The sequence below is a fragment of the Cupriavidus sp. OV096 genome, from assembly GCF_900115455.1.
Taxonomy (GTDB): domain Bacteria; phylum Pseudomonadota; class Gammaproteobacteria; order Burkholderiales; family Burkholderiaceae; genus Cupriavidus.
Genome location: NZ_FOWM01000010.1, coordinates 1 through 23,974 on the forward strand (window position 1 = coordinate 1; position 23,974 = coordinate 23,974).

A 23,974-nucleotide genomic window follows, 5' to 3' on the forward strand; every position below is an offset into this window, starting at 1 on the left:
CCCCTCTCCCTCCGGGAGAGGGGCGGGGGAGAGGGCGGGCGCATCAATGCGTCACGACCCTGTTCAAGGCGCCCCGCGAAACACCCATTCCATCAACGCATCGTGCGCTGCCTGCGCGCCGGAGGCGTTCGGGTGGTTGATGTACGCCACCACCACGTAGCGGCCGCCGTTCGTCGCATCGACATAGCCGGCCAGCGCCCGCACATCGGCCAGCGTGCCGGTCTTCAGGTAGGCGTTGCCCGCCGCGTGGGCGCGCGTGAGCCGGTTGCGCAGCGTGCCGTCCACGCCGAGGATGGGCAGGGAATCGACCAGCGTATAGCCGACGTCGCTGGCCAGTGCCTGCTGGAGCAGCCGGGCCATGTCATAGGCGCTGATGCGCTCCTCGCGCGACAGTCCCGAGCCGTTGTCGAGCACCAGCCCCGGCATGTCCAGCCCCTGGCGCGTCAGCCAGCGGCGGATCACCTGCGCGGAACGCGCCGTGCTGGCCGGGCCGCTGCGGTCCATCTCCGCGCCAATCGTCAGGAACAGCTGGCGCGCCATCACGTTGTTCGAGAACTTGTTGATGTCGCGCACCACGTCGCCAAGCGGCTGGCCGTAGTGGCGCGACAGCAGGAACGCGCCACGCGGCACCGCGCCGCTACGCAGGCCCGGCATGTGCGCGAAGCGGCCGCCGGCCGCCTGCCACTCGGCCACGAACCCACCCCAGATGAAATCACTGTGCGACAGCGTGGCGAGATTGACCACACGCTCGCCGCAGTCGCCCGAATAGGTGCCTTCGAAGGTGGCCACCACGGTGCCGTCCGGCTGCGGGGCGATGTTGGGCGTGGCGCGCGAGCGCCAGTCGCCGCAGCGGCCGTTGGTCAGGGTCAGGCGGTTCTCCACGCGCAGCTGCGCCAGCGCGGGCGTGACCGCCACGTCCACGGTGCGGCCGGCGGCGTCCGGGGTGATCGTGAACGACAGGGTCTTGAAGGCGTACAGCAGCGCGTCCGGATTGACGTTGTAGGCGCGCTGGGACTCGCCGTCGATCGTATAAGTGCCTTCGGCAGCATCCGCGAAGAAGCTGCGGTCGAGCACCACGTCGCCGTCGATGGTGGTGGCGCCCGCGTTGCGCGCCGTGGCCACCAGCTTGGCCATTTCCTCCGGCACCAGCTTGGGATCGCCGCGCCCGCGCAGGTAGACGTTGCCGCGGACGGTGCCGTCGGCGGTGGGCTCGCTATCGGCGTAGAGCGAGGTCAGCCAGCGGTAGTCCGGCCCCAGCAGCTGCAGGCCGGCGAAGGTGGTCACCACCTTCATGGTCGAGGCCGGGTTCATCGGCGTCTCGGCGTTCCAGCTCACGCGGGCCTGCGGTGCGCCGACCTTGACCACGTAGAAGCTGGCGGCAGAGAGCGGCACGTTGGCCCGGCGCAGCGCGGCCGTGACCGATGCCGGTAGCCCGGTGCGGGCGGCGGCCAGGTCGACGGTGTCGGCGCTCGCGCGGCGGACCGAGGCGGATTTCGAGGCGGTGGCTTTGACGGCCTGCGCCGCCTTGGCGGGCTTGGCGGGTTTGGCCTGGGCACCGGCGATGCCGGTGGTGAGCAGCACGGCGGCGGCGATGGCGGCCGTCAGCGGAAGGCGAAGCAGGGCAGGACGATTTGGCATGGCGAGCATGTTAACGCATGCCCGCCATCGGCTGGATGACGTAAAACAGCCGCTTCACGTGCCAGTTCACCCGTGAAGTCGGCTTGGCGTCTCAGCGACGCTCGGTTCGGTCAGGGGCAGTCGGCGGCGCAGTCGCGCGGCGTGGCGTTCGGGATCGGAAAGATCGCATCGTAGGCCCAGTTGTAGATCAGCGCGTAGACCATGTAGAAGCCGGCCACGGCGATGTCCATGATGAAGGCATCGATCAGGCTGATGTCGAGATACCACGCCACGGACGGCAGGAAGACCAGCAGCAGCCCGCCTTCGAACAGGATGGCGTGAAGCACGCGGATGGCCGGCGTCTTCCGCAGCTGCCCCCGGAAGCGCAGCATCGCCTTGTCGAACATCAGGTTGTAGACGTAGTTCCAGACCGCGGCGATCAGCGATGCCACCGCGCCAATCAGGCCCATCTGGTGCAGGGCGAAGCCGAACACCCAGCTGGCCAGCGGCGCGAAGGCCAGCAGGCCAATCAGCTCGAAGCCGACGGTATGGCGGATGCGGTCTCCGGTGGTGCGCATGAGGGGATCTCCTTGGGATCGATGGAGGCCATTCTATCGGCAGGACAACTTAGGACAAGTTGGATACCATCGGCAAAACAGATGGATTGATGCCAATCGGGCGCCGATCCAGCATCGATGTGACGGAAGGAGTACCCCATGAGCCTGTCCCTGGACCAGCTGCAAGCCTTCGTGGCCGCCGCCGAGAGCGGTTCGTTCTCGGGCGCGGCGCGCAAGCTCGGCAAGGCGCAGTCGGTAATCAGCGCGGCGGTGGCCAACCTGGAGATCGACCTCGGCAACGCGCTGTTCGACCGCACCGCGCGCTACCCGGTACTGACCCCGGCCGGCGAGCGCCTGCTGGTGGAGGCACGCGTGATCCTGGAGCGCTGCGAGCATTTCCGGGGCGTGGCGATGAGCCTGGGCGAGGGCGTGGAGTCGCGCCTGACGCTGGCCGTGGACGAGCTGTACCCCGAAGAAGTGCTCGGCGTGCTGCTGGACGAGTTCTCGCAACGCTTTCCCGCCGTGGAGCTGGAGCTGCTGTTCCCGCTGATGGAGGACGTCAGCCGGCTGGTGATGAGCCAGTGCGCGGACCTCGGCATCATGTGGCGGCAGGAGGTGCTGCCGCCCGAGCTGGCCTTCCACGCGCTGGGCTGGGTGCCGATGCCGGTGATCTGCGCGCCCGACCATCCACTGGCCGCCCATGCGCAGGTCGATTTCGAGGAGTTGAAGCGCCATCGCCAGCTGATGGTGGCCACGCGCAGCGACAGCGAGGAGAAGAAGCGGCTGCGCGTGGCGGCCGAGGTCTGGTGGGTGGAGAGCCAGTGGGTGATTGTCGAACTGGTCAAGCGGCGGCTGGGCTGGGCCTTCGTGCCGTGGCACATCGCCGCGAGTTCGCCGGCGGCGGCCACGCTGGTATCGCCCCGGCTGGCCTTCCAGGACCAGGACTGGCCGGTGGCGATGGAGCTGGTCTGGCACAAGCAGCGCCCGCTCGGCAAGGCCGCCACCTGGCTGCGCGAGCGCGTGCGGCAGCAGCCCTTGCCGCTCGCGCCGGCGCGGTACCAGCAGCGTTGATTACTGGGGCGCGGGTTGCGGGGTCGGTTGCGCGGCAGGCTGCGGCGCCTGCGCCGTGTCCGTCCCCTCCGCATGCCAGCCGCCGCCCAACGCGGCGATCAGCGTGACGGCCGCCGTGTACTGGCGGCCCGTGATCGACAGCGCCGTGCGTTCGGCCGTGTAGGCGGCGGTTTGCGCGGTCAGCACATCGAGCAGCCCGGCCGTGCCGGCCTTGTAGCGATTGTTGACCAGCGCCAGCGCCTCGCGCGCGGAACGCAGCGCGTCGTTCTGCACGGTGGCTTCCTGCCCCAGCAGCCGCGCGGCGGCGAGGTTGTCTTCCACCTCCTGGAACGCGCCCAGCACGGTCTGGCGGTAGTTGGCCACGGTCTGGTCATACGCCGCCACGGCCTGCGCCTTGGCCGCGCCGCGCAGGCCACCATCGAACACAGTGCCGGCCAGCCCGGCGCCGACGGACCACACGCGGTCCGGCAAGGACAGCCAGCGCGCCAGCGTGCCCGCCGTCAGCCCGCCCGTGGCCGACAGCGACAGGGTGGGGTAGTACGCCGCCTGCGCCACGCCGATATCGGCATTGGCCGAGGCCATGCGCCGCTCCGCCGCCGCGATGTCAGGCCGGCGCTCCAGCAGCGTCGATGGCACAGCCACCGGCACGTTGGGAATGGCGTCGTCCACCTCGACCACGGCCATGGTCAGGTCTGCCGGCGGCTTGCCGACCAGCACCGCGATGGCGTGTTCCAGTTGCGCGCGCGTGATCTGGATGTCGATCTGCTGCGCCTGCGCACTCTTCAACTGGGTTTCCGACTGCAACACGTCCGAACGCTGCGCCGTGCCGGCCTGGTACTGGTTGCGCACCAGCAGCAGCGACTTCTCGTAGTCGGCCACGGTGCGGTCGAGCAGCGCGCGCTGTGAATCGGCAATGCGCAGCAGGAAGTAGCTCTGCGCCAGCGTGGCCTGCGTGGAGAGCAGCGTGGCGCCCAGATCGGCCTGGCTGGCCTGCGCGCCGGCCTGGGCGCTCTCCACCTGACGGCGGATGCGGCCCCAGACATCGATCTCCCAACTGGCGGATAGCGTGGCGTTCTGGCCGTTGGTGATGCGGCCGCCGGTGCTGCTGGCGCCGCGCGAGAGGCCGGCGGACGCACCGATCACCGGGAAGAAGCCCGCGCGCGCGGCCTGCAGCGAGGCGGTGGCCTGCCGGTACTGCGCCTCGGCCGCCTTGATGTTCTGGTTCGAGATCTGCACCTGCGCCATCAGGTCGTCGAGCGCCGGGTCGCCGAACACGCGCCACCAGTCGGTGCGCGCCGTGGCGTCCTGCGGCTCGGCGGTCTTCCAGTCGCCGGTCCAGCCCGGCATGGCCTCGCTGGCCTCCTTGAATGCCTTGGGGACGGGCGCATCGGGGCGCTGGTAGTCGGGGCCGACGGCGCAGCCGGCCAGGACCATGCAGGCCAGGGCGATGGCGGAGGCGCCGGGCAGCGAAAGGGGGCGGTTCATCTTCATCATGGAGGTCAGGATTCCAGCCGCGGCGCGGCGTCCGGGCGTTGGCCGTGGCGCTGGCGGCGGGCGCGCCATGCCTGCACGCGCAGGCGCCAGCGGTCGAGCGTGAGGTAGACCACGGGCGTGGTGTAGAGCGTCAGCAACTGGCTCACCACAAGGCCGCCGACAATCGAGATGCCGAGCGGCGCGCGCAGCTCGGCGCCGTCGCCCCGGCCGATGGCCAGCGGCACCGCGCCCAGCAGCGCGGCCATGGTCGTCATCAGGATCGGCCGGAAGCGCAGCAGACAGGCGCGATAGATCGCCTCGCGCGGGCTCATGCCCTCATTGCGCTCGGCGTCGATGGCGAAGTCGATCATCATGATCGCGTTCTTCTTGACGATGCCGATCAGCAGGATCACGCCGATCAGCGCGATGATGCTGAATTCGGTCTTGAACAGCAGCAGCGCCAGCAGCGCGCCCACCCCGGCCGAGGGCAGCGTGGACAGGATGGTCAGCGGGTGCACGTAGCTCTCGTACAGGATGCCGAGCACGATGTAGATGGTGATCAGCGCGGCCAGGATCAGGTAGGGCTGGCTCTTGAGCGAGTCCTGGAACGCCTTGGCGCCGCCCTGGAAGTTGGCCTGGAGCGTCTCCGGGGCGCCGATCTTGGCCAACGCCTGGCGGATGGCGTCGGTGGCCTCCGACAGCGAGAACCCTTCGGCCAGGTTGAACGAGATCGTGGAGGCGGCGAACTGGCCCTGGTGGTTCACGCCGAGCGGCGTGCTGGTCGGCGTGACGCGCGCGAAGGCCGAGAGCGGCACCCGCCGGCCGTTACCGGTGACCACGTAGATGTCCTGCAGCGCATGCGGCCCCTGCAGGTACTCCGGGCTCAGTTCCATCACCACGCGGTACTGGTTCAGCGGGTGGTAGATCGTGGAGACCAGCCGCTGGCCGAAGGCGTCGTTGAGCACCGCATCCACCTGCTGGGCGGTGACGCCGAGCTTGGAGGCGGTGTCCCGGTCGATGATCACCGAGGTCTGCAGGCCCTTGTCGTTGGTATCGGTATCCACATCCTCGATCCCCTTGATGTTCGAGATCGCCGCGCGCACCTTGGGCTCCCAGGTGCGTAGCGTCTCCAGGTCGTCGGACTGGAGCGTGAACTGGTACTGCGAACTGCTCTGGCGCCCACCCACGCGGATGTCCTGCACCGATTGCAGGTAGAGGTTGGCGCCGGGCTCCCTGGCCAGCTTCAGGCGCAGCCGGGCGATGATGGCGTCGGCGGACTCCTTGCGCTCGTTCAGCGGCTTCAGCGTCACGAACATCTGCCCCGTGTTGCGTTGCGAGCCGCCGGTGAAGCCGGTGACGTTGACCACGGCCGGATCGGACTGGACGATCTTGATGAAGTTGTCGAGCTTGCCGCGCATGGCCTGGAACGAGGTGGCCTGGTCCGCGCGGATGAAGCCGATCAGCCGGCCGGTGTCCTGCTGCGGGAAGAAGCCCTTCGGCACGACCACGTAGAGCCAGACGTTCAGCGCCATGGTGGCCAGCAGGATCACCCAGACCAGCTTGCCGTGCCGCAGCGCGAAGTCCAGCGAACGCGCGTAGCGGTCGTGCATCCAGTTGAACACGCGCTCGCTGGCCCGGTAGAAGCGGCCCTGGCTGGCCTTGTGCTCGTCCACGGGGCGCAGCAGCCGCGCGCACATCATCGGCGTGGTGGTCAGCGACACGACCAGCGAGACCAGGATGGCCACCGACAGCGTGATGGCGAACTCCTGGAACAGCCGGCCCACGATGCCGCCCATCATCAGCAGCGGGATGAACACGGCGATCAGCGACAGGCTCATCGACAACACCGTGAAGCCCACCTCGCGCGCCCCGCGCAGGGCGGCCGCGCGCGGCTTCATGCCATTCTCGATATGGCGCGAGATGTTCTCCAGCACCACGATGGCGTCATCGACCACGAAGCCGGTGGCAATCGTCAGCGCCATCAGCGACAGGTTGTTGAGCGAGAACCCGCACAGGTACATCACCGCGAACGTGCCGACCAGCGACACCGGCACGGCCACGCTCGGGATCAGCGTGGCGCGCACGTTGCGCAGGAACAGGAACACCACCATGATCACCAGCGCCACCGAGATCATCAGCGTGTGCTCCACCTCGCGCAGGGAGGCGCGGATGGTGGGCGTGCGGTCCATCATCACGTCCATCGAGATGCTGGCCGGGATCATCTTGCGCAGCTGCGGCAGCATCTCGTTGACGCGGTCCACGGTCTCGATGATGTTGGCGCCGGGCGAGCGGTTCAGCACCAGCAGCACCGACGGCTTGCCGTTGGCCGAGCCGGCATTGCGGATGTCCTGCACCGAATCCACCACGCTGGCCACGTCCTGGAGCCGGATCGGCACCGCGAAGGCGTTGGGGCCGGCGGCGGCGCTGTTGCCGCCCGTGGCGCCCGAGCTGACGGTGGTGGTGCCGCTGCTGGTGGTGATGGTGGTAGTGGTGATCCCGTTGACGGTCTTGGTGCTCACCCCGCCGCCGGCTGTGGCGTTGGCCGTGCTGGCAATCAGCGCGCCGGCCGAGGCGGACGAATACGTGCCCGGCGTGGCGTAGCGCACGATCAGCGGCATGTAGTCCTTGGCCGTCATCGCCTGGTCGTTGGCGTAGACCTGCCAGTTGTTGACGTTGTTCTCGAGCACGCCGAGCGGGCGGTTGGCGTTGGTGGCCGAGATCGTGTTGCGCACGTCTTCCAGCGAGATGCCGTACTTGTTCAGCGCCGTGGGGTTCAGCTCCACCCGCACCGCCGGCAGCGAGGCGCCGCCAATCGTCACCTGGCCCACGCCCTCCACCTGCGACAGTTTCTGGGAGAGGATGGTCGAGGCGGCGTCGTAGAGCTGGCCGCGCGTCATGGTGGGCGAGGTCAGCCCGATGATCATGATCGGCGCGTCGGCCGGGTTGACCTTGCGATAGGTCGGATTGTTCGGCAGGCTGGTCGGCAGCGTCCCGCGTGAGGCGTTGATGGCCGCCTGCACGTCCCGCGCGGCGCCGTCGATGTCACGCGAGAGGTCGAACTGCAGCGTCACCCGCGTGGAGCCCAGCGAGCTGCTGGAGGTGATCTCGGTCACCCCAGCGATGGTGCCCAGCGCGCGCTCCAGTGGCGTGGCCACGGTGGCCGCCATGGTCTCGGGGCTGGCGCCGGGCAGCGACGCCGAGACCGAGATGGTCGGGAAGTCCACCTGCGGCAGCGGCGAGACCGGCAGCAGCCGGAACGCCGCGAGGCCCGCCAGCAGGATGCCGATGGTCAGCAGCGCGGTGGCAACCGGGCGTTGGATGAAGGCGGCCGACAGGTTCATCAGGCGTGCGGCTCCTGCGGGTTCGCGTTCGGATTCGGGTTCTGGCGGGGACGATGGGCGTCCTCGTTGTCGCCACCGTCGCCACCGTCGTCGGGATCGCCGAAGCGGCGTTTGCGCCACCCCTTGAGCCGCATCGCCACGCTGTCGAATGCCAGGTAGATCACCGGCGTGGTGAACAGCGTCAGCACCTGGCTGACCAGCAGGCCGCCGACCATCGTCACGCCCAGCGGCCGGCGCAGCTCGGAGCCGATGCCCGTGCCCAGCATCATCGGCAGGGCGGCCAGCAGGGCGGCCATGGTCGTCATCAGGATCGGGCGGAAGCGCAGCAGGCAGGCCTGGAAGATGGCGTCGCGCGGCGCCATGCCGCCCTCACGCTCGGCCTCGAGCGCGAAGTCGATCATCATGATGGCGTTCTTCTTGACGATGCCGATCAGCAGGATGATGCCGATGATCGCGATGATGCCGATGTCCTGCGCCGAGACCAGCAGCGCCAGCAGCGCCCCCACGCCGGCCGAGGGCAGCGTGGACAGGATGGTCACCGGGTGGATCGTGCTCTCGTAGAGCACGCCCAGCACGATGTACATCGTGATCACGGCGGCCAGGATCAGCCACAGCGTGTTGGAGAGCGAGGCGCGGAAGGCCAGCGCGGCGCCCTGGAACTCGGTGACCATCGAGATCGGCAGGTTCAGCTCCTTCTCGATCTGCGTGATCTTGTCCACGGCGGCGCCCAGGGACTCGCCCGGGGCCAGGTTGAACGAGACCGTCGCGGCCGGGAACTGGCCCTGATGGTTGATCACCAACTGGCCGGTGCGCTCGCTGATGCGGGCGATGGCGCCCAGCGGCACCTGCCCGCCCGACGACGACGGCAGGCGCAGCTCGGCCAGCGACTGCGGGCTGGTGCGGAACTGCGGCATGGTCTCCAGCACCACGCGGTACTGGCTGGACTGCGTGAAGATGGTCGACACCAGCCGCTGGCCGAAGGCGCTGTAGAGTGCGCTGTCGATCACGGCCGTGGTGATGCCGAACCGCGCGGCGGCGTCCCGGTCGATGTCCACATAGGCGCGCAGGCCGTTGTTCTGCTGGTCGCTCGCCACGTCGCGCAGCTCAGGTTCCTGGCGCAGGCGCTCCACCAGCTTGGGCACCCATTCGGCCAGCGTGGCCGGGTCCGGGTCTTCCACGGTGAACTGGTACTGCGTGCGAGAGACGCGGTCCTCGATGGTCAGGTCCTGCACCGGCTGGGTGTAGAGCGAGACGCCGCCAAGCTGCTGCACGGCGTCCTGGAGCCGCTGCGTGACCACCGCCATGCTGTCCCGGTCGGCCTTGGGCTTGAGGTTGATCAGCATGCGCCCGGCGTTGAGCGTGGTGTTGGTGCCATCCACGCCGATGAACGACGAGACGCTGGCCACCGCCGGGTCCTGCAGGATCACCTTCTGCACGGCCTCCTGCTTGCGGCCCATCGCCGCGAACGAGGTGGTCTGCGAGGCCTCGGTGATGGCCTGGATCACGCCGGTGTCCTGCACCGGGAAGAAGCCCTTCGGCACCAGCATATAGAGCAGGCCGGTCAGCACCAGCGTGCCCACGGCCACCACCAGCGTGGCGGTCTGGCGGTCCAGCACCCACTCCAGCGCCTGGCCGTAGCGGTGGATCACGTTGTCGAAGAAGCGGCCCGTGGCACGATGGAAGCGCGGCAGTTCCTCCTCGGGCACGTGGCGCAGCAGGCGCGCGCACATCATCGGCGTCAGCGTCAGCGACACCACGGCCGAGATCAGGATCGACACCGCCAGCGTGATGGCGAACTCGCGGAACAGCCGGCCGACCACATCGCCCATGAACAGCAGCGGGATCAGCACGGCCACCAGCGAGAAGGTCAGCGAGATGATGGTGAAGCCGATCTGCTTGGAGCCCTTGAGCGCCGCCGCCATCGGGGAATCGCCTTCCTCGATGTAGCGCATGATGTTCTCGATCATCACGATGGCGTCATCCACCACGAAGCCGGTGGCGATGGTCAGCGCCATCAGCGTCAGGTTGTTGATCGAGAAGCCGGCCATGTACATCACGCCGAAGGTGCCGACCAGCGAGAGCGGCACCGCCACGCCCGGGATGATGGTGGCCGGGATGTTGCGCAGGAAGACGAAGATCACCATCACCACCAGCGCGATGGCCAGCAGCAGCTCGAACTGCACATCCTTGACCGAGGCGCGGATGGTGGTGGTGCGGTCGGTCAGCAACTGCACGTGCACCGAGGCCGGCAGCGCCGCCTGCAGCTGCGGCAGCAGCGTCTTGATGCGGTCCACCACCTCGATCACGTTGGCGCCGGGCTGGCGCTGGATGTTCAGCACGATGGCCGGCTTGCTGTTGGCCCAGGCGGCCAGCCGGCTGTTCTCGGGGCCGTCGACGATGTCGGCCACGTCGGTGATGCGGATCGGCGCGCCGTTCTGGTAGCCGATGATGATCTGGCGGTATTCGTCGGCGGAGCGGAGCTGGTCGTTGGCGTCGATGGTGGAGGCGCGCGCGGGGCCGTCGAAGCTGCCCTTGGCGCCGTTCACGTTGGCGCTGCCGATGGCGGTGCGCAGGTCGTCGATCGACATGCCCAGCGCGGCCAGCGCGGTGGGATTGGCCTGGATGCGCACGGCGGGGCGCTGCCCGCCGCTGATGGTGACCAGCCCCACGCCCTGGATCTGCGAGATCTTGGCGCCCACGCGGGTGTCCACCATGTCCTGCAGCTTGGGCAGGGGCAGGGTGTCCGAGGTCATCGCCAGCGTCATGATCGGCGCATCGGCCGGATTGACCTTGCTGTAGACCGGCGGCATGGGCAGGTCCGAGGGCAGCAGGTTGCCGCCCGCGTTGATGGCGGCCTGCACCTGCTGCTCGGCCACGTCCAGCGACAGCGACAGCTCGAACTGCAGCGTGATGACCGACGCGCCGCCAGAGGACGACGACGACATCTGCTTGAGCCCCGGCATCTGGCCGAACTGGCGCTCCAGCGGCGCCGTGACCGAGGAGGTCATGACGTCCGGGCTGGCGCCCGGGTAGAGCGTGGTGACCTGGATGGTCGGGTAATCCACCTCCGGCAGCGCGGACAGCGGCAGCAGCCGGTACGCCACCAGCCCGGACAGCAGGATGGCCAGCATCAGCAGTGCCGTGGCCACCGGCCGTTCGATAAAGATGCGTGAGGGATTCATGCCGTCTCGGGTGCGTCGCCGTGCTTACTGCTGCGGCCGTTGGCCGACGGTGCCGGTGGGGTTGGCCGGCGTGTTCGTGGTCGGGTTCGGATTGGTGTCGGCGTCCCGGGGGCGCCGGCGCTCGGCTGCGGCGCCGGAGGCGCCCATCGCCCCAGCCGCTCCGGAGGCATCGCTGGCCCCGGCGTGCGGGCCGCTGGCACCGCCATGGCGCCGGCCACGCCCGCGCGGCGAACTGGCCGGCGTGGTGGCGGCGGCACGCGCGGCCGGGTCCACGGCTTCCACGATCATGCCTTCCTTGAGGCGGTCGGCGCCGTCCACGACCACGCGCTGGCCCGGCTCCAATCCTTTCATGACGGCGGTCTGGGCGCCATCGGTCGGCCCCAGCGTGACCACCTGCACCTTCACCTGGTTGTCATCGCCCACCACGTAGACGAAGGTGCCCTGCTGGCCGCGCTGGATGGCGGCCACCGGGATCACGGTGGCGTCCACCAGCGTGTCCACGCGCGTGCGCACGTTCACGAACTGGTTCGGGAACAGCATGCCGTCCGTGTTCGGGAAGATGGCCTTGAGCTTGACCGTGCCCGTGGTGGTGTCGATCTGGTTGTCGGTGGTCAGCAGCGTGCCTTCGCCAAGCTGGTTGCGCACCTGGCGGTCCCACGCCTGCACCGGCAGCTTCTCGCCGGCGTTGAGCTTCTTCAGCACGGCCGGCAGGTTGTCTTCGGGAATGGTGTAGAGCACGGCAATCGGCTGGATCTGGGTGATCAGCGCGATGCCGTTGGTGTCGCCGGTGCCGACGATGTTGCCCGGGTCCACCTGCCGCAGGCCGATGCGGCCCGAGTTGGGCGCCACGATCCTGGTATAGCCGAGCTGGATGCGGGCGTTATCCACATTGCCCTGGTCGGTCTTCACGGTGCCCTCGTACTGGCGCACCAGCGCGTCCTGGGTATCCACCTGCTGCTTGGAGATGGAGTCCTGCGCCAGCAGCGTCTTGTAGCGCTGCTGGTCCAGCCGGGCGTTCTGGAGCAGCGCCTGGTCCCGCGCGAGCTGGCCCACGGCCTGGTCGAGCGTGGCCTGGAACGGGCGCGGGTCGATCTCCGCCAGCACGTCGCCGGCCTTGACCATCTGGCCTTCCTTGAACAGCACCTTCAGCAGCGGGCCCGAGACCTGGGCGCGCACGGTGACATTGGTCACCGGCGTCACGTTGCCCAGGCCGTTGAGCACCACGTCCATGTCACGCCGGGCCACCGTGTTGACCACCACGGGCGAACGCGGTTGCGCGCCCGGGCCGCCCGGGCCCCCTGGGCCGCTGGCACCCATGCGGCGACCCGCGCCGGGGCCGCTGGCGCCGCCGGTGGCCGCGCCGGCCTCCTGCGCGGCCTGCCGGTGGCTGTGCCAGTACCAGCCGACGCCGGCCAGCACGACGATGACGGCCACGGCGATCCAGGTGCGGCGGCGGGCCGGGCCGGGGCGGCGCGGCGGGGAGGGCGGAAGAGATTGACCTTGTTCGGGGCTGGACATAGACCGGGAATCCTGGGGACGGCACGACGAAGGGCGTACCAACGGGCTTGCTCGGCATATCGGGGCAAATGACCCCATATGGCGGCGAAGTTGCAGCAGTATGCCGCAGGCGGGCACGGCTGCGGTGCCATGGCCTGAAGGATAATGTGCCGCCGCCATCCCACCTGTTTCGTGGCGTCCCGCTTTTATTACATCGGATTACGATGGCGCCGGGTGTAACCTCCGGAAACAAAACGGTCGGGGTAAATCGCCATCTGGCGCTGCCGGCCTGACTATCATGTGGCTATGCGAACGAACCAGCCTACCCAGATCCTCGTCGTCGACGACGATCCCGAACTGCGCGACCTCCTGCGCGAGTACCTGACCAGCCAGGGCTTTGCCGTCTCGGTCCTGCACGATGGCGATGGCCTCCAGGCCCGCCTCGAGCGCGAGCGGCCGGCGCTGATCGTGCTCGACCTGATGATGCCGAAGGTGGACGGCCTGACCGCGCTGCGCAACCTGCGCGCCAAGAACGACGACATCCCGGTGATCCTGCTCACGGCGCGCAGCGACGAGATCGACCGCATCGTCGGGCTGGAGATCGGCGCCGACGACTACCTCGGCAAGCCGTTCTCGCCGCGCGAGCTGCTGGCGCGCATCAACGCGGTGCTGCGGCGCAAGCTGGCGCGCCCGGCCGCCGCGCCCGAGGACCGCGAATCGGTGGCGTTCGGCCCGTTCCGCGTCAATTTCCGGCTGCGCACGCTGTTGCGCAACGACCAGTCGGTGCAGATCAGCGATACCGAGTTCGCGCTGCTCAAGCTGCTGCTGTCCCACCCGCTGGAAGTGCTCTCGCGCGAACGCATCGTCGAGCTGATGTACGGCAGTGCCAGCGGCATCAGCGACCGCGGCATCGACGTGCAGATCTGGCGCCTGCGCCGCCTGCTCGACGAGGACGCGCAGCGTCCGCGCTATATCCAGACCGTACGGGGCCGGGGCTACACCTTCGTGCCTGACGAAGCCGAGGACAGCATTCCGCAATGAAGCTGAGGATCGACACCCTGTTCGGCCGCATGGCGCTGCTGATTGCGGCCGTGCTGTTCATCAGCCATTTCTCGTGGCTGGCCATCCTGCGCATGGACCGCCGGCAGCAGCAGATCGACTATTCGGTGGAGCAGATGATGTTCCAGCTGAAGAGTATCGAGCGCGCGCTGGACGCGAAGCCGCCGGTGGCGCTGCCGAGCCTGGTCGAGGTGGCCGACACCGCCGAGGCCGACGAGCATTCGGCCGATCCGGCGCCCGGCCGGCCGCGCCGGCTGGTGGAGCAGTTCGTGCGCCAGCTGCCCGCCGGCACGCAGATCCGCCTGGAGGACGAGACCACGCCGCGCCTCTGGATCAAGCTGCCCACGCGCGCGCAGTGGATCGCCATGCCGATTCTGTTCGTGCACAATCCGCCGCCCGACAACCGCATGGTGCCCGGCGTGGTGCTGGTGGTGGGGGTGGCGATCATCTTCGCGCTGCTGATTGCGTGGCAGATCCAGCGCCCGGTGCGCGACATGGCCGAGGCCGCCGAGCAGCTTTCCCGCCAGCATGCGGTCAAGCCGCTGCGCGAGCGCGGGCCGCATGAGCTGCGCCAGTTGATCGTGCGTTTCAATCGGATGGTGGCGGACCTCGCGCGCATCGACCAGGAGCGCAATACGATGCTGGCCGGCATCGCCCACGACCTGAAGACGCCGCTGGCGCGGCTGCGGCTGCGTGCCGAGATGCTGTCCGACCCCAAGGCGGCGGCCGGCGTCACCCGCGACGTGGACTCCATGGCGGCGATCGTCGAACAGTTCCTGAGCTTCGCCCAGAGCAGCGAGCCGACCGCCCGCCCGGTGCCGGTGGACAAGCGCATCGGCGAACTGGCGCTGTCGCTGCAGGAGCAGGACCGCACCGTGGTGCTGGAACTGGCCGCTGGCGAGGGCTTCCGGATGATCGCCACCCAGCTCGATCGCATCATCGGCAATCTTGTCGACAACGCCTATGCCTATGGCGCGCCGCCCGTCTGCGTGGCGACGGCACGGGGGCCGGACGGCTGGCGGCTGACGGTGGAAGATCAGGGACCCGGGATTCCGGAAGAGGCGATGGAGCGCGTGACGCTGCCATTCGTGCGGCTGGACCCGGCGCGTGGCGGCAATGCCCACTCGGGACTCGGCCTGGCCATCGTGGACCGCCTGGTGCGGCAGGGCGGCGGGCGGCTGATGCTGCTCAACCGGCCCGACGGCGGCCTGCGGGTGGAGATGGTGTTCCCGTTCGCGGCGCTGGCGCAGGCCGCGTAACGGTCAGTAACGGACAGTAGCGGTCAGGCTGGCGAGGTGCCCTCAGCCAGCCTTCTTCTTCTCGCCGATCCGGCTTTCCTTGCCGGCCAGCAGCTTGGCGATGTTCTGGCGGTGGCGCACCACCAGCAGCACGCCGATCACGAAGACCGCGCCGGTGATGATATCCACGCCGAACATCAGCACATAGAAGAACGGCGCGAAGATGGCCGCCACCAGCGCGGCCAGCGACGAATAGCGGAAGAAGAACGCGATGATCAGCCAGGTGGCCAGCGTGCCGGCGCCCAGCAGCGGATGGATCGCGAACAGGATGCCGGCGGCCGTGGCCACGCCCTTGCCACCCGCGAAGCGGTGGAACACCGGGAACAGGTGGCCCAGGAACACGCCCAGCGCCGCGAGCGCCACGCCCGAATCCTCCAGCCCGTAGCCCGGGCCGAAGTGCCGGGCCAGCCAGACCGCGAACCAGCCCTTCAGGCCGTCCCCAATCAGCGTCAGGATGGCCGCCTTCTTGTTGCCCGTGCGCAGCACGTTGGTGGCACCGGGGTTGCCCGAGCCATAGCTGTGCGGGTCCGGCAGGCCCATGAGCTTGCTGACCACGACGGCAAAGGACACCGACCCGATCAGGTAGGCGACGACGGCGAATAGCAGGTTGACCATTGCAGGGGAATCTTTTTGGGGGTTTCAGGCTGGCGCGATTGTAGCGCGCCCGTCCGTGTCAGTCAGGCTCGGGTCAGCCCCGATTCAATCCGATTTCAGTCCGGCAGGGCGCACTCGACCGGCTTGGCCTCCAGCAGCCGCGTCAGCACCTCCGGCGCGATGCTGACCAGATAGCCGCGCCGCCCGCCGTTGATATAGATCCGCTCCAGCGCCAGCACGCCGGCCTCCACATAGACCGGCATCCGCTTCTTCGTGCCGAACGGCGACGTGCCGCCGACCATGAAGCCACTGTGGCGCTGCGCCACCTCGGGCTTGCACGGCTGCACGCTCTTGCAGCCAATCTGCCGCGCCAGGTTCTTGGTCGAGACCGAGCAATCGCCATGCATCAGCACGATCAGCGGCTGCGCGCGCTCGTCCTCCATGACCAGGGTCTTGACCACGTCGTGCTCGGGCACGCCCAGCTGGCGGGCAGACTCACCGGTGCCGCCGTGGTCGACATATTCATAGGGATGCTCGCCGAAATCCACGCCATGCCGGCGCAGCATCTGCGTGGCGGGGGTCTCGGAGATGTGTTTCGCTTTGCTCATGAGGCGCGGCGCGGCAGGGGGTTAGCCGCGCGGATGGTGGTGGAGATGCAGCTCGCGCAGGCGCTCGCGCGCCACGTGCGTGTAGATCTGCGTGGTGGAGATATCGGCATGGCCCAGCAGCAGCTGCACCACGCGCAGGTCGGCGCCATGGTTCAGCAGGTGCGTGGCGAACGCGTGCCGCAGCGTATGTGGCGAAAGCGGCGCATGGATGCCGCCTTCGCGCGCGTGCTTCTTGATCAGGTGCCAGAAGGTCTGGCGCGTCATGCCTTCGCCGCGCTGCGTGACGAACAGCGCGTCGCAGGGGCGCCCGGCCAGCAGGGCGGGGCGCGACTCGGCCAGGTAGCGACGCAGCCAGTCGCCGGCCTGCGCGCCGAACGGCACCAGCCGCTCCTTGTTGCCCTTGCCGCCCACGATGCGCGCCACGCCCTCGTTCAGGCCGATTTCCACGGTCTTCATGTTGGTCAGCTCGGACACGCGCAGCCCGCTCGCGTACATCAGCTCGAGCATGGTGCGGTCGCGCAGCCCCAGCGGGGTGTCGGTATCGGGGGTTTCGAGCAGGGCCTCGACCTGGGCTTCGGAGAGCGTCTTCGGAAAGCGCGGCGGCTGCTTGGCGGGCCGCAGCAGCAGGCACGGATCGGCCTGGATCATGTGCTCGCGCAGCGCCCACTGGTAGAAGCGGCGGAACACGGTGAGCCGCCGGTTGGCCGACGAGGCCCGTGTCTCCAGATGGCGCGCGGCGAAGTAGGCGGACAGCAGGGTGTCGTCCACGCCCAGCAGCTTGCCGTGGGCGGCGCCGTGGAGCCAGCGTGCCAGCAGGGCGAGGTCGCGGCGATAGGCGTCGATGGTGTTGCGCGACAGGCCGTCTTCCAGCCACAGCGCGTCGCAGAAGCGATCGACCAGCGCGAGATCGGCGCTGGGATCGGTGCCGGCCGGGGCCTCGGCGTGCACAACCTCGCTCATAGCAGCATCGCGCCCTCGTGGCGCAGCAGCCAGCGCTTCACGCCGAGATGGAAGCCTTCCTCGCCATGATGGGCGAAGCCCCCCAGCCCGTTGGCGGCCACCACGCGATGGCAGGGAATGACCACCGGGAACCAGTTCTGCCCGCACGCCTGCCCCACGGCACGCGGCATGCTTTGCAGGCGCTTGGCGATGGTGCCGTAGGTGGTCAGGCCGCCACGCGGCACGGCCGAGATGGCGTCCCAGACCTTGCGCTGGAACGCGGTGCCGCGATGGGCCAGCGGCAGGTCGAACACGGTGTCGGGGTCGGCGTAGTAGGCGTCCAGCTGCGCGGCCACGCGGCGCGCGAGGGCGCTGGCCGGGGCAATCAGCTCGAAGCTGTCGGGCAGGTAGACGATTTCGTGGACGTGCTCGCCATCGGCACGCACGCCGATCTTGCCGAAAGGCGCGGGCAGGACGGCATCGAAGCGGTGGGACATGGCTGATGGACGGCTGGGGTAATGACCCCGGATTTTATGCCGATTCGCGCCGGTGCTGCGGTTTGCGCCTCTCTCCCTCTGGGAGAGAGGCCGGGAGAGAGGGCAGGCGCTGGCCGGAGCCTGCATGCTGGAACACACCGAAGGCTCCGCTTGATGTGGTCGCATGCTGGACCACCCCTCTCCCCGACCCTCTCCCACTGAGGGGAGAGGGAGCAAAACTCGTGGTCCTGAAGGGCCACTTGGGCGTACTTACTGCTCCAGCTTGATGTTCTGCACCTTCACAAGCGTCTTCATCTTGTCGAATTCCTTCTTGATCTCGGCGGCGTGCTGGGCCGGGGTGTTGCCCGACGGCTCGGCGCCAGCCGTGCGCAGGCGCTGGACGAAGTCCTTGTCCTGCAGCGCCTTGACGGCCGCCGCGTTCAGCTTGGCGATCACGTCGTCCGGCGTGCCGGCGGGGGCCACCAGGCCGTACCAGGCCGGGTCATTCGGCTCCTTCAGGCCCATTTCGCCGAAGGTCGGCACGTTGGGCAGGCCGTCCACGCGCTTGTCCCACGCCACCACCAGCGCGCGCAGCTTGCCGGCCTTGATGTAGGGCATCGACGACGGCAGGTTGTCCACCATGATCGGTACCTGGCCGGCCAGCACGTCGTTCAGCGCCGGGCCTGCGCCACGGTACGGAATGTGCACCATGAACGTCTTGGTCGAGACCTTGAACTGCTCGCCCAGCATGTGGCCGAAGCCGCAGGTGCCCGACGACGCATACGAGTACTTGCCCGGATTGGCCTTCAGCACGGCCAGGAACTCCTTGTAGTCCTTGGCCGGGAAGTTCGGGTTCACGGCGATCACGTTGGCCACGTTGGCCACGTTCGTGATGGGCTTGAAGTCCTTGATCGGGTCGTACGACAGCTTCGGGTTGCAGGCCGGGTTCACGGCCATGGTCGAAACCGTGGAGATGCCGATGGTGTAGCCATCCGGCGGGGCCTTGGCGATGGCGTCGGCGCCAATCGAACCGCCCCCGCCAGCGCGGTTTTCCACCACCACGGGCTGGCCGAGGATGCGGCTCATCTGGTCGGCCACGCCACGGCCCACGATGTCGGTGGTGCCACCCGGCGCGAACGGAATGATCAGGCGGATCGGCTTGGTCGGAAAGCTTTGCGCGTGCGCCACGGAAGCCACCGAGGCGATGGCGGCAACGGCCAGGGTCAGTGCGGTTTTACGAGCGTGCATGAGAAGAGAGTCTCCCGTTCTGAAAGCCGGACGGATCGCGCCCGGGGAGGTCATAAAACGCCGGCGAGCGTTGCGCCGGCGGCGTTGCGGATTCAGCCGCCCAGCAGGCCGCGCTTGAGTTCGCGGTCCACCGGATGTTCGCCCAGGAAGATGCGCAGCACCGCCTGGTAGAAGTCCTCGCCCGGAATCGGCCGCCCGCGCGGGATGCCGTTGACGGCCACCACGGTGCCGCTTTCGGGGGCGTAGTCGAAGTTGATGACATCGCCCCGGCGCGCCGTGCCGACCAGGTTCATGGTCTGCTCGAGCTGGGTGAGGCGGTCGGCCAGCAGCTTTAGCTGCGGCTCGGAGTGGTTCTCGCGCAGGCCCGTGTTCAGCGCCTTGACGAAGGCATCGGACTCCACCTCGCGCAGCGGGCGGATCTGCAGCCGCTTGGGCCCGTGCGTGCCCAGCGCCACGGTGGCGTTGCGCGAACGCTCGGGCAGGTAGAGCCCGGCCGCGTAGCCCTTGATGACGAACACCGCGCGCAGCCCGGCGCCATTCAGTTGCAGCTCCTTGCCGCCGACGCGCGTGGCGTCGTCGAAGCGCACCCCCTCGATCTCCATCGCCATGGCATGCGTGGAGATGGCCGACAGCGGCGACAGCAGGCCCACGGCCACGGCGAGCGCGGCGGCGTGTCTGCGGAGAGCGGTGGATCGGCGGGCGGGGACCTTCATGGGTGCGGCGGGCAAGACGAAATTTGGCATGCCATGTTGCCGGAGTTCTGGAACAATACCCATCCGTATCTGCCCTAGTCTGCACATTTGGCCGTGCCTGCCGTGGGGGTTCCCCGCCCGCGTTCCCGGTTGCCGCATGCGTCACAAGGGTGGTCTGTCGTGCATAAAAACTAAAGAGACATGTCTTCAGCATTGCTGCTGGTGCCGGACTTCAGCCTGATCCTGATCGGCTGGCTGCTGGTCCGCTACACGCCGTTCGACCGCGTGTTCTGGTCCGGCGTGGAACGCCTGGTTTACTTCGTCCTGTTCCCGGCGTTGCTGTTGCAATCCACCAACAGTGCCAGGTTCGATTTCTCCTCCACCTCGGCCATGCTGGGGCTGGCGCTGGCCACCACGCTCTTGGGCGTGGTCACGGGCTGCCTCGTCAAATTCGTGCTGCGGCCGGCCCCGCGCGACTTCGCCTCGGGGCTCCAGACCGCCTTCCGCTTCAATTCCTATATCGGGCTGGCCCTGGCGTCGCGGCTGGGCGGCAGCGAGGGGCTCGCGCTGATGGCGCTGGTCGTGGGCGTGACCGTGCCGCTGTGCAACGTGGTGGCGGTGTGGGCGCTGGCGCGGCATGGGGAGTCCCGGCTGCTGCGCGAGCTGGCGCGCAATCCGCTGATCCTGGCCACGGCGGGCGGGCTGATTACCAACCTGCTTGGCCTGCATCCGCCCGAAGTGGTGGCGATGACGCTCAACCGGATCGGCTCGGCCTCCACGGCGCTGGGCTTGATGACCGTGGGCGCCGGGCTCCAGATGCGCGGCGCCACGGGCGCGATCGGGCCGGTGGCGTGGTGGTGCGGCGTGAAGCTGCTGGCGATGCCGGCCTTCGCGTGGCTGGCTGGCCGCTACCTGCCGCTGACGGCGCTCCAGTACCAGATCGTGGTGCTGTTCGCCTCGCTGCCCACGGCGCCGAGCGCGTACATCCTCGCGGTGCGCATGGGCGGCAATGGGCCGATGGTGGCGGCGACGATCTCGCTGATGACCATCGCCGCCATCGTCACCACGCCGTTCTGGCTGGCGCTGGTCAGCTAGGGAGCGGGGGCGGCCGGGGAGGGGTCCTGGGCCAGTGCCCAGTCGATATGCTCGCGCACAAGCGGCGTGGCGGCGTCCTGCCGGGCCCGCAGCGCGGCGCGGATGCGCCCGGCCAGCGCCGGATCGGTACCGGCCGCGGCGCGCAGGCTGTTGCCCAGCCCCACGGCGAGGTTGCGCAGCCAGCGTTCATGGCCGATGCGGCGGATCGGGCTGCCTTCCAGCCGCTGGTTGAACTCGGCCTCGGTCCAGTCGAACAGGTCGACCATGTCGGGCGCGTCGAAGCCGTTGCGCACATCGAAATCGGGCAGCGTGGCCCGGTGCGCGAACTTGTTCCACGGGCAGGCGAGCTGGCAGTCGTCGCAGCCATAGACGCGGTTGCCCATCGGCGCGCGGAATTCCTCGGGAATCGGCCCCTTGTGCTCGATAGTCAGGTAAGAAATGCAACGCCGGGCGTCGAGCCGGTACGGCTCCAGGATGGCGGCGGTGGGGCAGATGTCGATGCAGCGGCGGCAGTTGCCGCAGTGGGGGGCCTCGGGCGGGTCCGCAGGCAGGGGCAGGTCGACGAGGATTTCGCCGAGGAAGAACATCGAGCCGCCGTCGCGGTCCAGCAGCAGCGTGTGCTTGCCGCGCCAGCCCAGCCCGGCCTGGCTGGCCAGCGCCACCTCCATCACCGGCGCGGAATCCGTGAATACGCGATAGCCGAACGGGCCGATGGCCTGCTCGATGCGCGCCGCCAGCTGCTGGAGCCGGTTGCGCAGCACCTTGTGATAGTCGCGGCCCCGGGCGTAGAGCGAGAGCACGGCCGTGGACGGATCGTCGAGCCGCGCGAGTTCGTGGCCGCGCCAGTCGTCAGGGCCTTCGGCAGGCAAATAGGGCATGCGGGCGACGATGGCCCGCACCGTGCCCGGCACCAGTTCGGCCGGCCGGGCGCGCCGCATGCCGTGGTTGGCCATATAATCCATGTCGCCGTGGTAGCCCGCCTGCAACCACGCCAACAGGCCCGCTTCCGCGTGGCGCAGATCGACATCGGCGATGCGGATCGCATCGAAGCCAAGCGCCGCGCCCCAGCCACGCATGGACTGCGCCAGGGCGGCCAGATCCGGTGGCGCCTGTGGCGAGATTTCAGTGGGGGCGGGTGCTGCGACATCGATCATTCCTGAATTGTACGCAATGCCCCTGCTCGAAGAACGCATCCTGACGCTGCCGGACGAGGCCGCCACCGCCCGCTTCGGCGCCGCGCTGGCCGCCACGGTGCAGGCCATGCCGCCGCGCACGGTGCATGTGCAGCTCTCGGGCGACCTGGGCGCGGGCAAGACCACGCTCTCGCGCGCCGTGCTGCGCGCGCTGGGCCACGCGGGCAAGGTCCGCAGCCCCACCTACACGCTGTGCGAGCCCTACGAGGTGGCCCGGGCCGATGGCTCGCCCCTCACCGTCTACCACTTCGACCTGTACCGCTTCGCGGACCCCGAGGAGTGGATCGACGCCGGATTCCGCGACTGTTTCGCCGAGCCGGCGTTCAATCTCGTCGAATGGCCGGAAAAGGCGGGCCGCCTGCTTGGGGAACCGGACCTCCACGTGTTGCTCCAATCGGACATCCGCGCGCTGGAATTGGCCGCGGGCGCCGATCCGGAAGGCGCCGATCCCCGCATGGCCACGCTGCGGGCCTATACTCCCACTGGACTTATCCTGCTGAACGCATGCTGATCAAGCGACTCGCCACCGACCGACCCGATGGACCCGACGGACTGCTGCAGGCCCGGCGCAAGTGGATGGCGCAGGCTGCGCGGCTGGGCGCGGGCACGGTGGTGCTGACCCTCGTCGGCCCGCAGATTGCACGCGGCGCCGGCATCGTGGCCGTGCGCGTCTGGCCCGCCGAGGATTACACGCGCGTGACCATCGAGTCCGACGCGCCGCTGGCCGCGCAACACCAGATGATCCGCAGCCCGGACCGCCTGGTGGTCGATATCGACGGCCTCGACCTCTCGCCCACGCTGCGCGAGCTGGTGGCCAAGATCAGCACCAACGACCCCTATATCCAGACCGTGCGCGTGGGCCAGAACCGGCCGCGCGTGGTGCGGATGGTGTTCGACCTCAAGGAAGACGTCTCGCCGCAGGTGTTCACGCTGGCCCCGATCGGCAACTATCGCAACCGGCTCGTGTTCGACCTCTACCCGGTGAATCCGCCCGATCCGCTCTGGAAGCTGGTGCGCGATACCGAGGACAAGCAGCGCCGCTTCGCCCAGACCCCGCCGCCGGCCGGCAGCGAGGGCGTGTCCGGCGCGCCGCCCGGGGCCGAGGAAGATGCGATTGGCGCGCTGGTGCGCAAGTTCGAGGATAAGGACCAGCTCCCGCCGGCCACCACGGCGCCGCCGCCGGCTGTCGCGCAGGTCAAGCCCAGGCCTTCTACCCCTTCGGCTCCCTCGGCACCGCCCGTGCCGCCGCCGATGGCCCAGACCAATGTGCCGCCGCCCAGCCAGTTCAAGATGCGCCGCCTGCTGACCGTGGCCCTTGACCCCGGCCACGGCGGCGAGGACCCCGGCGCCATCGGCGCGGCGGGTTCGCGCGAGAAGGACGTGGTGCTGCAGATCGCGCACCGGCTGCGCGCCAAGATCGACGCCCAGCCCAATATGCGCGCGATGATGACGCGCGACTCGGACTTCTTCGTGCCGCTGAACGTGCGCGTGCAGAAGGCGCGGCGCGTGCAGGCCGACCTGTTCGTGTCGATCCACGCCGATGCCTTCCTGTCGCCGGAGGCGCGCGGGGCGTCCGTGTTCGCGCTGTCGGAGCGGGGCGCGTCCAGTACTGCCGCCCGCTGGCTCGCCAACAAGGAAAACAACGCCGATCTGATCGGCGGGACCAATATGGGCAACAAGGATGCCCAGGTGGCGCGCGTGCTGCTGGACCTGTCCACCACGGCGCAGATCAACGACAGCATGCAGGTCGGCAAGGCCGTGCTGGGCGAGATCGGCGGCATCAACAAGCTGCACAAGGGCAGCGTGGAGCAGGCCGGGTTTGCCGTGCTCAAGGCGCCGGACATTCCGTCGATCCTGATCGAGACCGCCTTCATCAGTAACCCGGAAGAGGAGCGCAAGCTCAACGACGACGCGCACCAGGAGCAGCTGGCCAACGCCATCCTGCGCGGCATCAAGGCGTACTTCGCGAAGAACCCGCCGCTGGCGAAGAATCCGTCGGTGTAAGCCCTTTTCGTACTGGTCAGAAACAAAAAG

The 23,974-nt window shown here is 68.8% G+C and carries 19 protein-coding genes; 6 read left to right on the forward strand and 13 right to left on the reverse strand.

The features are described 5' to 3' along the window. Positions 1 to 63: 63 nt before the first annotated feature. Both dacB and BM115_RS19840 read right to left on the reverse strand, forming a co-directional pair. A complete protein-coding gene (gene dacB, locus BM115_RS19835) occupies positions 64 to 1,647 on the reverse strand; it encodes a D-alanyl-D-alanine carboxypeptidase/D-alanyl-D-alanine endopeptidase (RefSeq protein WP_092297997.1) in 1,584 nt (527 codons plus the stop codon). A gap of 101 nt (positions 1,648 to 1,748) precedes the next feature. Beyond that, complete coding sequence (locus BM115_RS19840; RefSeq protein ID WP_092298000.1) at positions 1,749 to 2,195, reverse strand: PACE efflux transporter; 447 nt, start codon at positions 2,193 to 2,195, stop codon at positions 1,749 to 1,751. A gap of 138 nt (positions 2,196 to 2,333) precedes the next feature. Between BM115_RS19840 and BM115_RS19845 the strand changes: the two genes are divergently transcribed. Next, a complete protein-coding gene (locus tag BM115_RS19845) occupies positions 2,334 to 3,245 on the forward strand; it encodes a LysR family transcriptional regulator (RefSeq protein WP_092298003.1) in 912 nt (303 codons plus the stop codon). On the opposite strand, the gene BM115_RS19850 is transcribed toward BM115_RS19845, so the two are convergent. Genes BM115_RS19850 through BM115_RS19865 form a run of 4 tightly spaced genes read right to left on the reverse strand, consistent with a single transcriptional unit; the run spans position 3,246 to position 12,759 of the window. After that, the gene (locus BM115_RS19850; protein ID WP_369823514.1) at positions 3,246 to 4,730 is read right to left on the reverse strand and encodes an efflux transporter outer membrane subunit; all 1,485 of its coding nucleotides are present in this window, start codon (positions 4,728 to 4,730) and stop codon (positions 3,246 to 3,248) included. 14 nt (positions 4,731 to 4,744) lie between these two features. After that, on the reverse strand, positions 4,745 to 8,059 hold the full coding sequence (locus BM115_RS19855) for an efflux RND transporter permease subunit (protein ID WP_092298009.1): 3,315 nt from the start codon (positions 8,057 to 8,059) through the stop codon (positions 4,745 to 4,747). Continuing rightward, a complete protein-coding gene (locus BM115_RS19860; RefSeq protein ID WP_092298012.1) occupies positions 8,059 to 11,241 on the reverse strand; it encodes an MdtB/MuxB family multidrug efflux RND transporter permease subunit in 3,183 nt (1,060 codons plus the stop codon). Before BM115_RS19860 ends, BM115_RS19855 begins: the two co-directional genes overlap by 1 nt. Before the next feature lie 24 nt (positions 11,242 to 11,265). Further along, complete coding sequence (locus tag BM115_RS19865) at positions 11,266 to 12,759, reverse strand: MdtA/MuxA family multidrug efflux RND transporter periplasmic adaptor subunit (RefSeq protein ID WP_092298015.1); 1,494 nt, start codon at positions 12,757 to 12,759, stop codon at positions 11,266 to 11,268. Between the two features lie 285 nt (positions 12,760 to 13,044). Between BM115_RS19865 and BM115_RS19870 the strand changes: the two genes are divergently transcribed. Both BM115_RS19870 and BM115_RS19875 read left to right on the forward strand, forming a co-directional pair. Continuing rightward, complete coding sequence (locus BM115_RS19870) at positions 13,045 to 13,779, forward strand: response regulator (RefSeq protein ID WP_092298018.1); 735 nt, start codon at positions 13,045 to 13,047, stop codon at positions 13,777 to 13,779. Next, a complete protein-coding gene (locus BM115_RS19875) occupies positions 13,776 to 15,056 on the forward strand; it encodes an ATP-binding protein (protein ID WP_092298022.1) in 1,281 nt (426 codons plus the stop codon). Before BM115_RS19870 ends, BM115_RS19875 begins: the two co-directional genes overlap by 4 nt. Positions 15,057 to 15,098: 42 nt before the next feature. Here BM115_RS19875 and plsY read toward each other — a convergent pair whose 3' ends face one another. The 6 genes from plsY to BM115_RS19905 form a co-directional block, all read right to left on the reverse strand. Then, positions 15,099 to 15,710 (reverse strand): glycerol-3-phosphate 1-O-acyltransferase PlsY, encoded by a 612-nt coding sequence (gene plsY / locus BM115_RS19880; RefSeq protein ID WP_092298025.1) that lies wholly within the window; start codon positions 15,708 to 15,710, stop codon positions 15,099 to 15,101. A 95-nt stretch (positions 15,711 to 15,805) separates the two neighbouring features. Continuing rightward, on the reverse strand, positions 15,806 to 16,297 hold the full coding sequence (locus BM115_RS19885; protein WP_092298028.1) for an aminoacyl-tRNA deacylase: 492 nt from the start codon (positions 16,295 to 16,297) through the stop codon (positions 15,806 to 15,808). 21 nt (positions 16,298 to 16,318) lie between these two features. Then, positions 16,319 to 17,257, reverse strand: coding sequence for a site-specific tyrosine recombinase XerD (gene xerD, locus BM115_RS19890; protein WP_092298031.1), 939 nt, complete (start codon positions 17,255 to 17,257; stop codon positions 16,319 to 16,321). Further along, complete coding sequence (locus BM115_RS19895) at positions 17,254 to 17,733, reverse strand: methylated-DNA--[protein]-cysteine S-methyltransferase (protein WP_092298034.1); 480 nt, start codon at positions 17,731 to 17,733, stop codon at positions 17,254 to 17,256. Before BM115_RS19895 ends, xerD begins: the two co-directional genes overlap by 4 nt. Before the next feature lie 249 nt (positions 17,734 to 17,982). Beyond that, the gene (locus BM115_RS19900; RefSeq protein WP_092298037.1) at positions 17,983 to 18,960 is read right to left on the reverse strand and encodes a tripartite tricarboxylate transporter substrate binding protein BugE; all 978 of its coding nucleotides are present in this window, start codon (positions 18,958 to 18,960) and stop codon (positions 17,983 to 17,985) included. A gap of 92 nt (positions 18,961 to 19,052) precedes the next feature. Continuing rightward, positions 19,053 to 19,673, reverse strand: a complete 621-nt coding sequence (locus tag BM115_RS19905; protein WP_255370917.1) for a chalcone isomerase family protein — start codon at positions 19,671 to 19,673, stop codon at positions 19,053 to 19,055. Between the two features lie 180 nt (positions 19,674 to 19,853). Between BM115_RS19905 and BM115_RS19910 the strand changes: the two genes are divergently transcribed. Beyond that, on the forward strand, positions 19,854 to 20,747 hold the full coding sequence (locus BM115_RS19910) for an AEC family transporter (protein ID WP_092298043.1): 894 nt from the start codon (positions 19,854 to 19,856) through the stop codon (positions 20,745 to 20,747). Here the strand turns inward: BM115_RS19910 and queG are convergent. Then, on the reverse strand, positions 20,744 to 21,901 hold the full coding sequence (gene queG, locus BM115_RS19915; RefSeq protein WP_255370918.1) for a tRNA epoxyqueuosine(34) reductase QueG: 1,158 nt from the start codon (positions 21,899 to 21,901) through the stop codon (positions 20,744 to 20,746). The two genes, BM115_RS19910 and queG, sit on opposite strands and share 4 nt — an antisense overlap. Before the next feature lie 16 nt (positions 21,902 to 21,917). Here queG and tsaE point away from each other — a divergent pair, with 16 nt between their 5' ends. Together tsaE and BM115_RS19925 are read left to right on the forward strand one after the other, a co-directional pair. Beyond that, positions 21,918 to 22,451, forward strand: coding sequence for a tRNA (adenosine(37)-N6)-threonylcarbamoyltransferase complex ATPase subunit type 1 TsaE (gene tsaE / locus BM115_RS19920; RefSeq protein WP_092298433.1), 534 nt, complete (start codon positions 21,918 to 21,920; stop codon positions 22,449 to 22,451). Beyond that, positions 22,445 to 23,944: an N-acetylmuramoyl-L-alanine amidase gene (locus tag BM115_RS19925; protein WP_092298049.1), complete on the forward strand. Its 1,500-nt coding sequence runs from the start codon at positions 22,445 to 22,447 to the stop codon at positions 23,942 to 23,944. Before tsaE ends, BM115_RS19925 begins: the two co-directional genes overlap by 7 nt. Positions 23,945 to 23,974 lie beyond the last annotated feature (30 nt).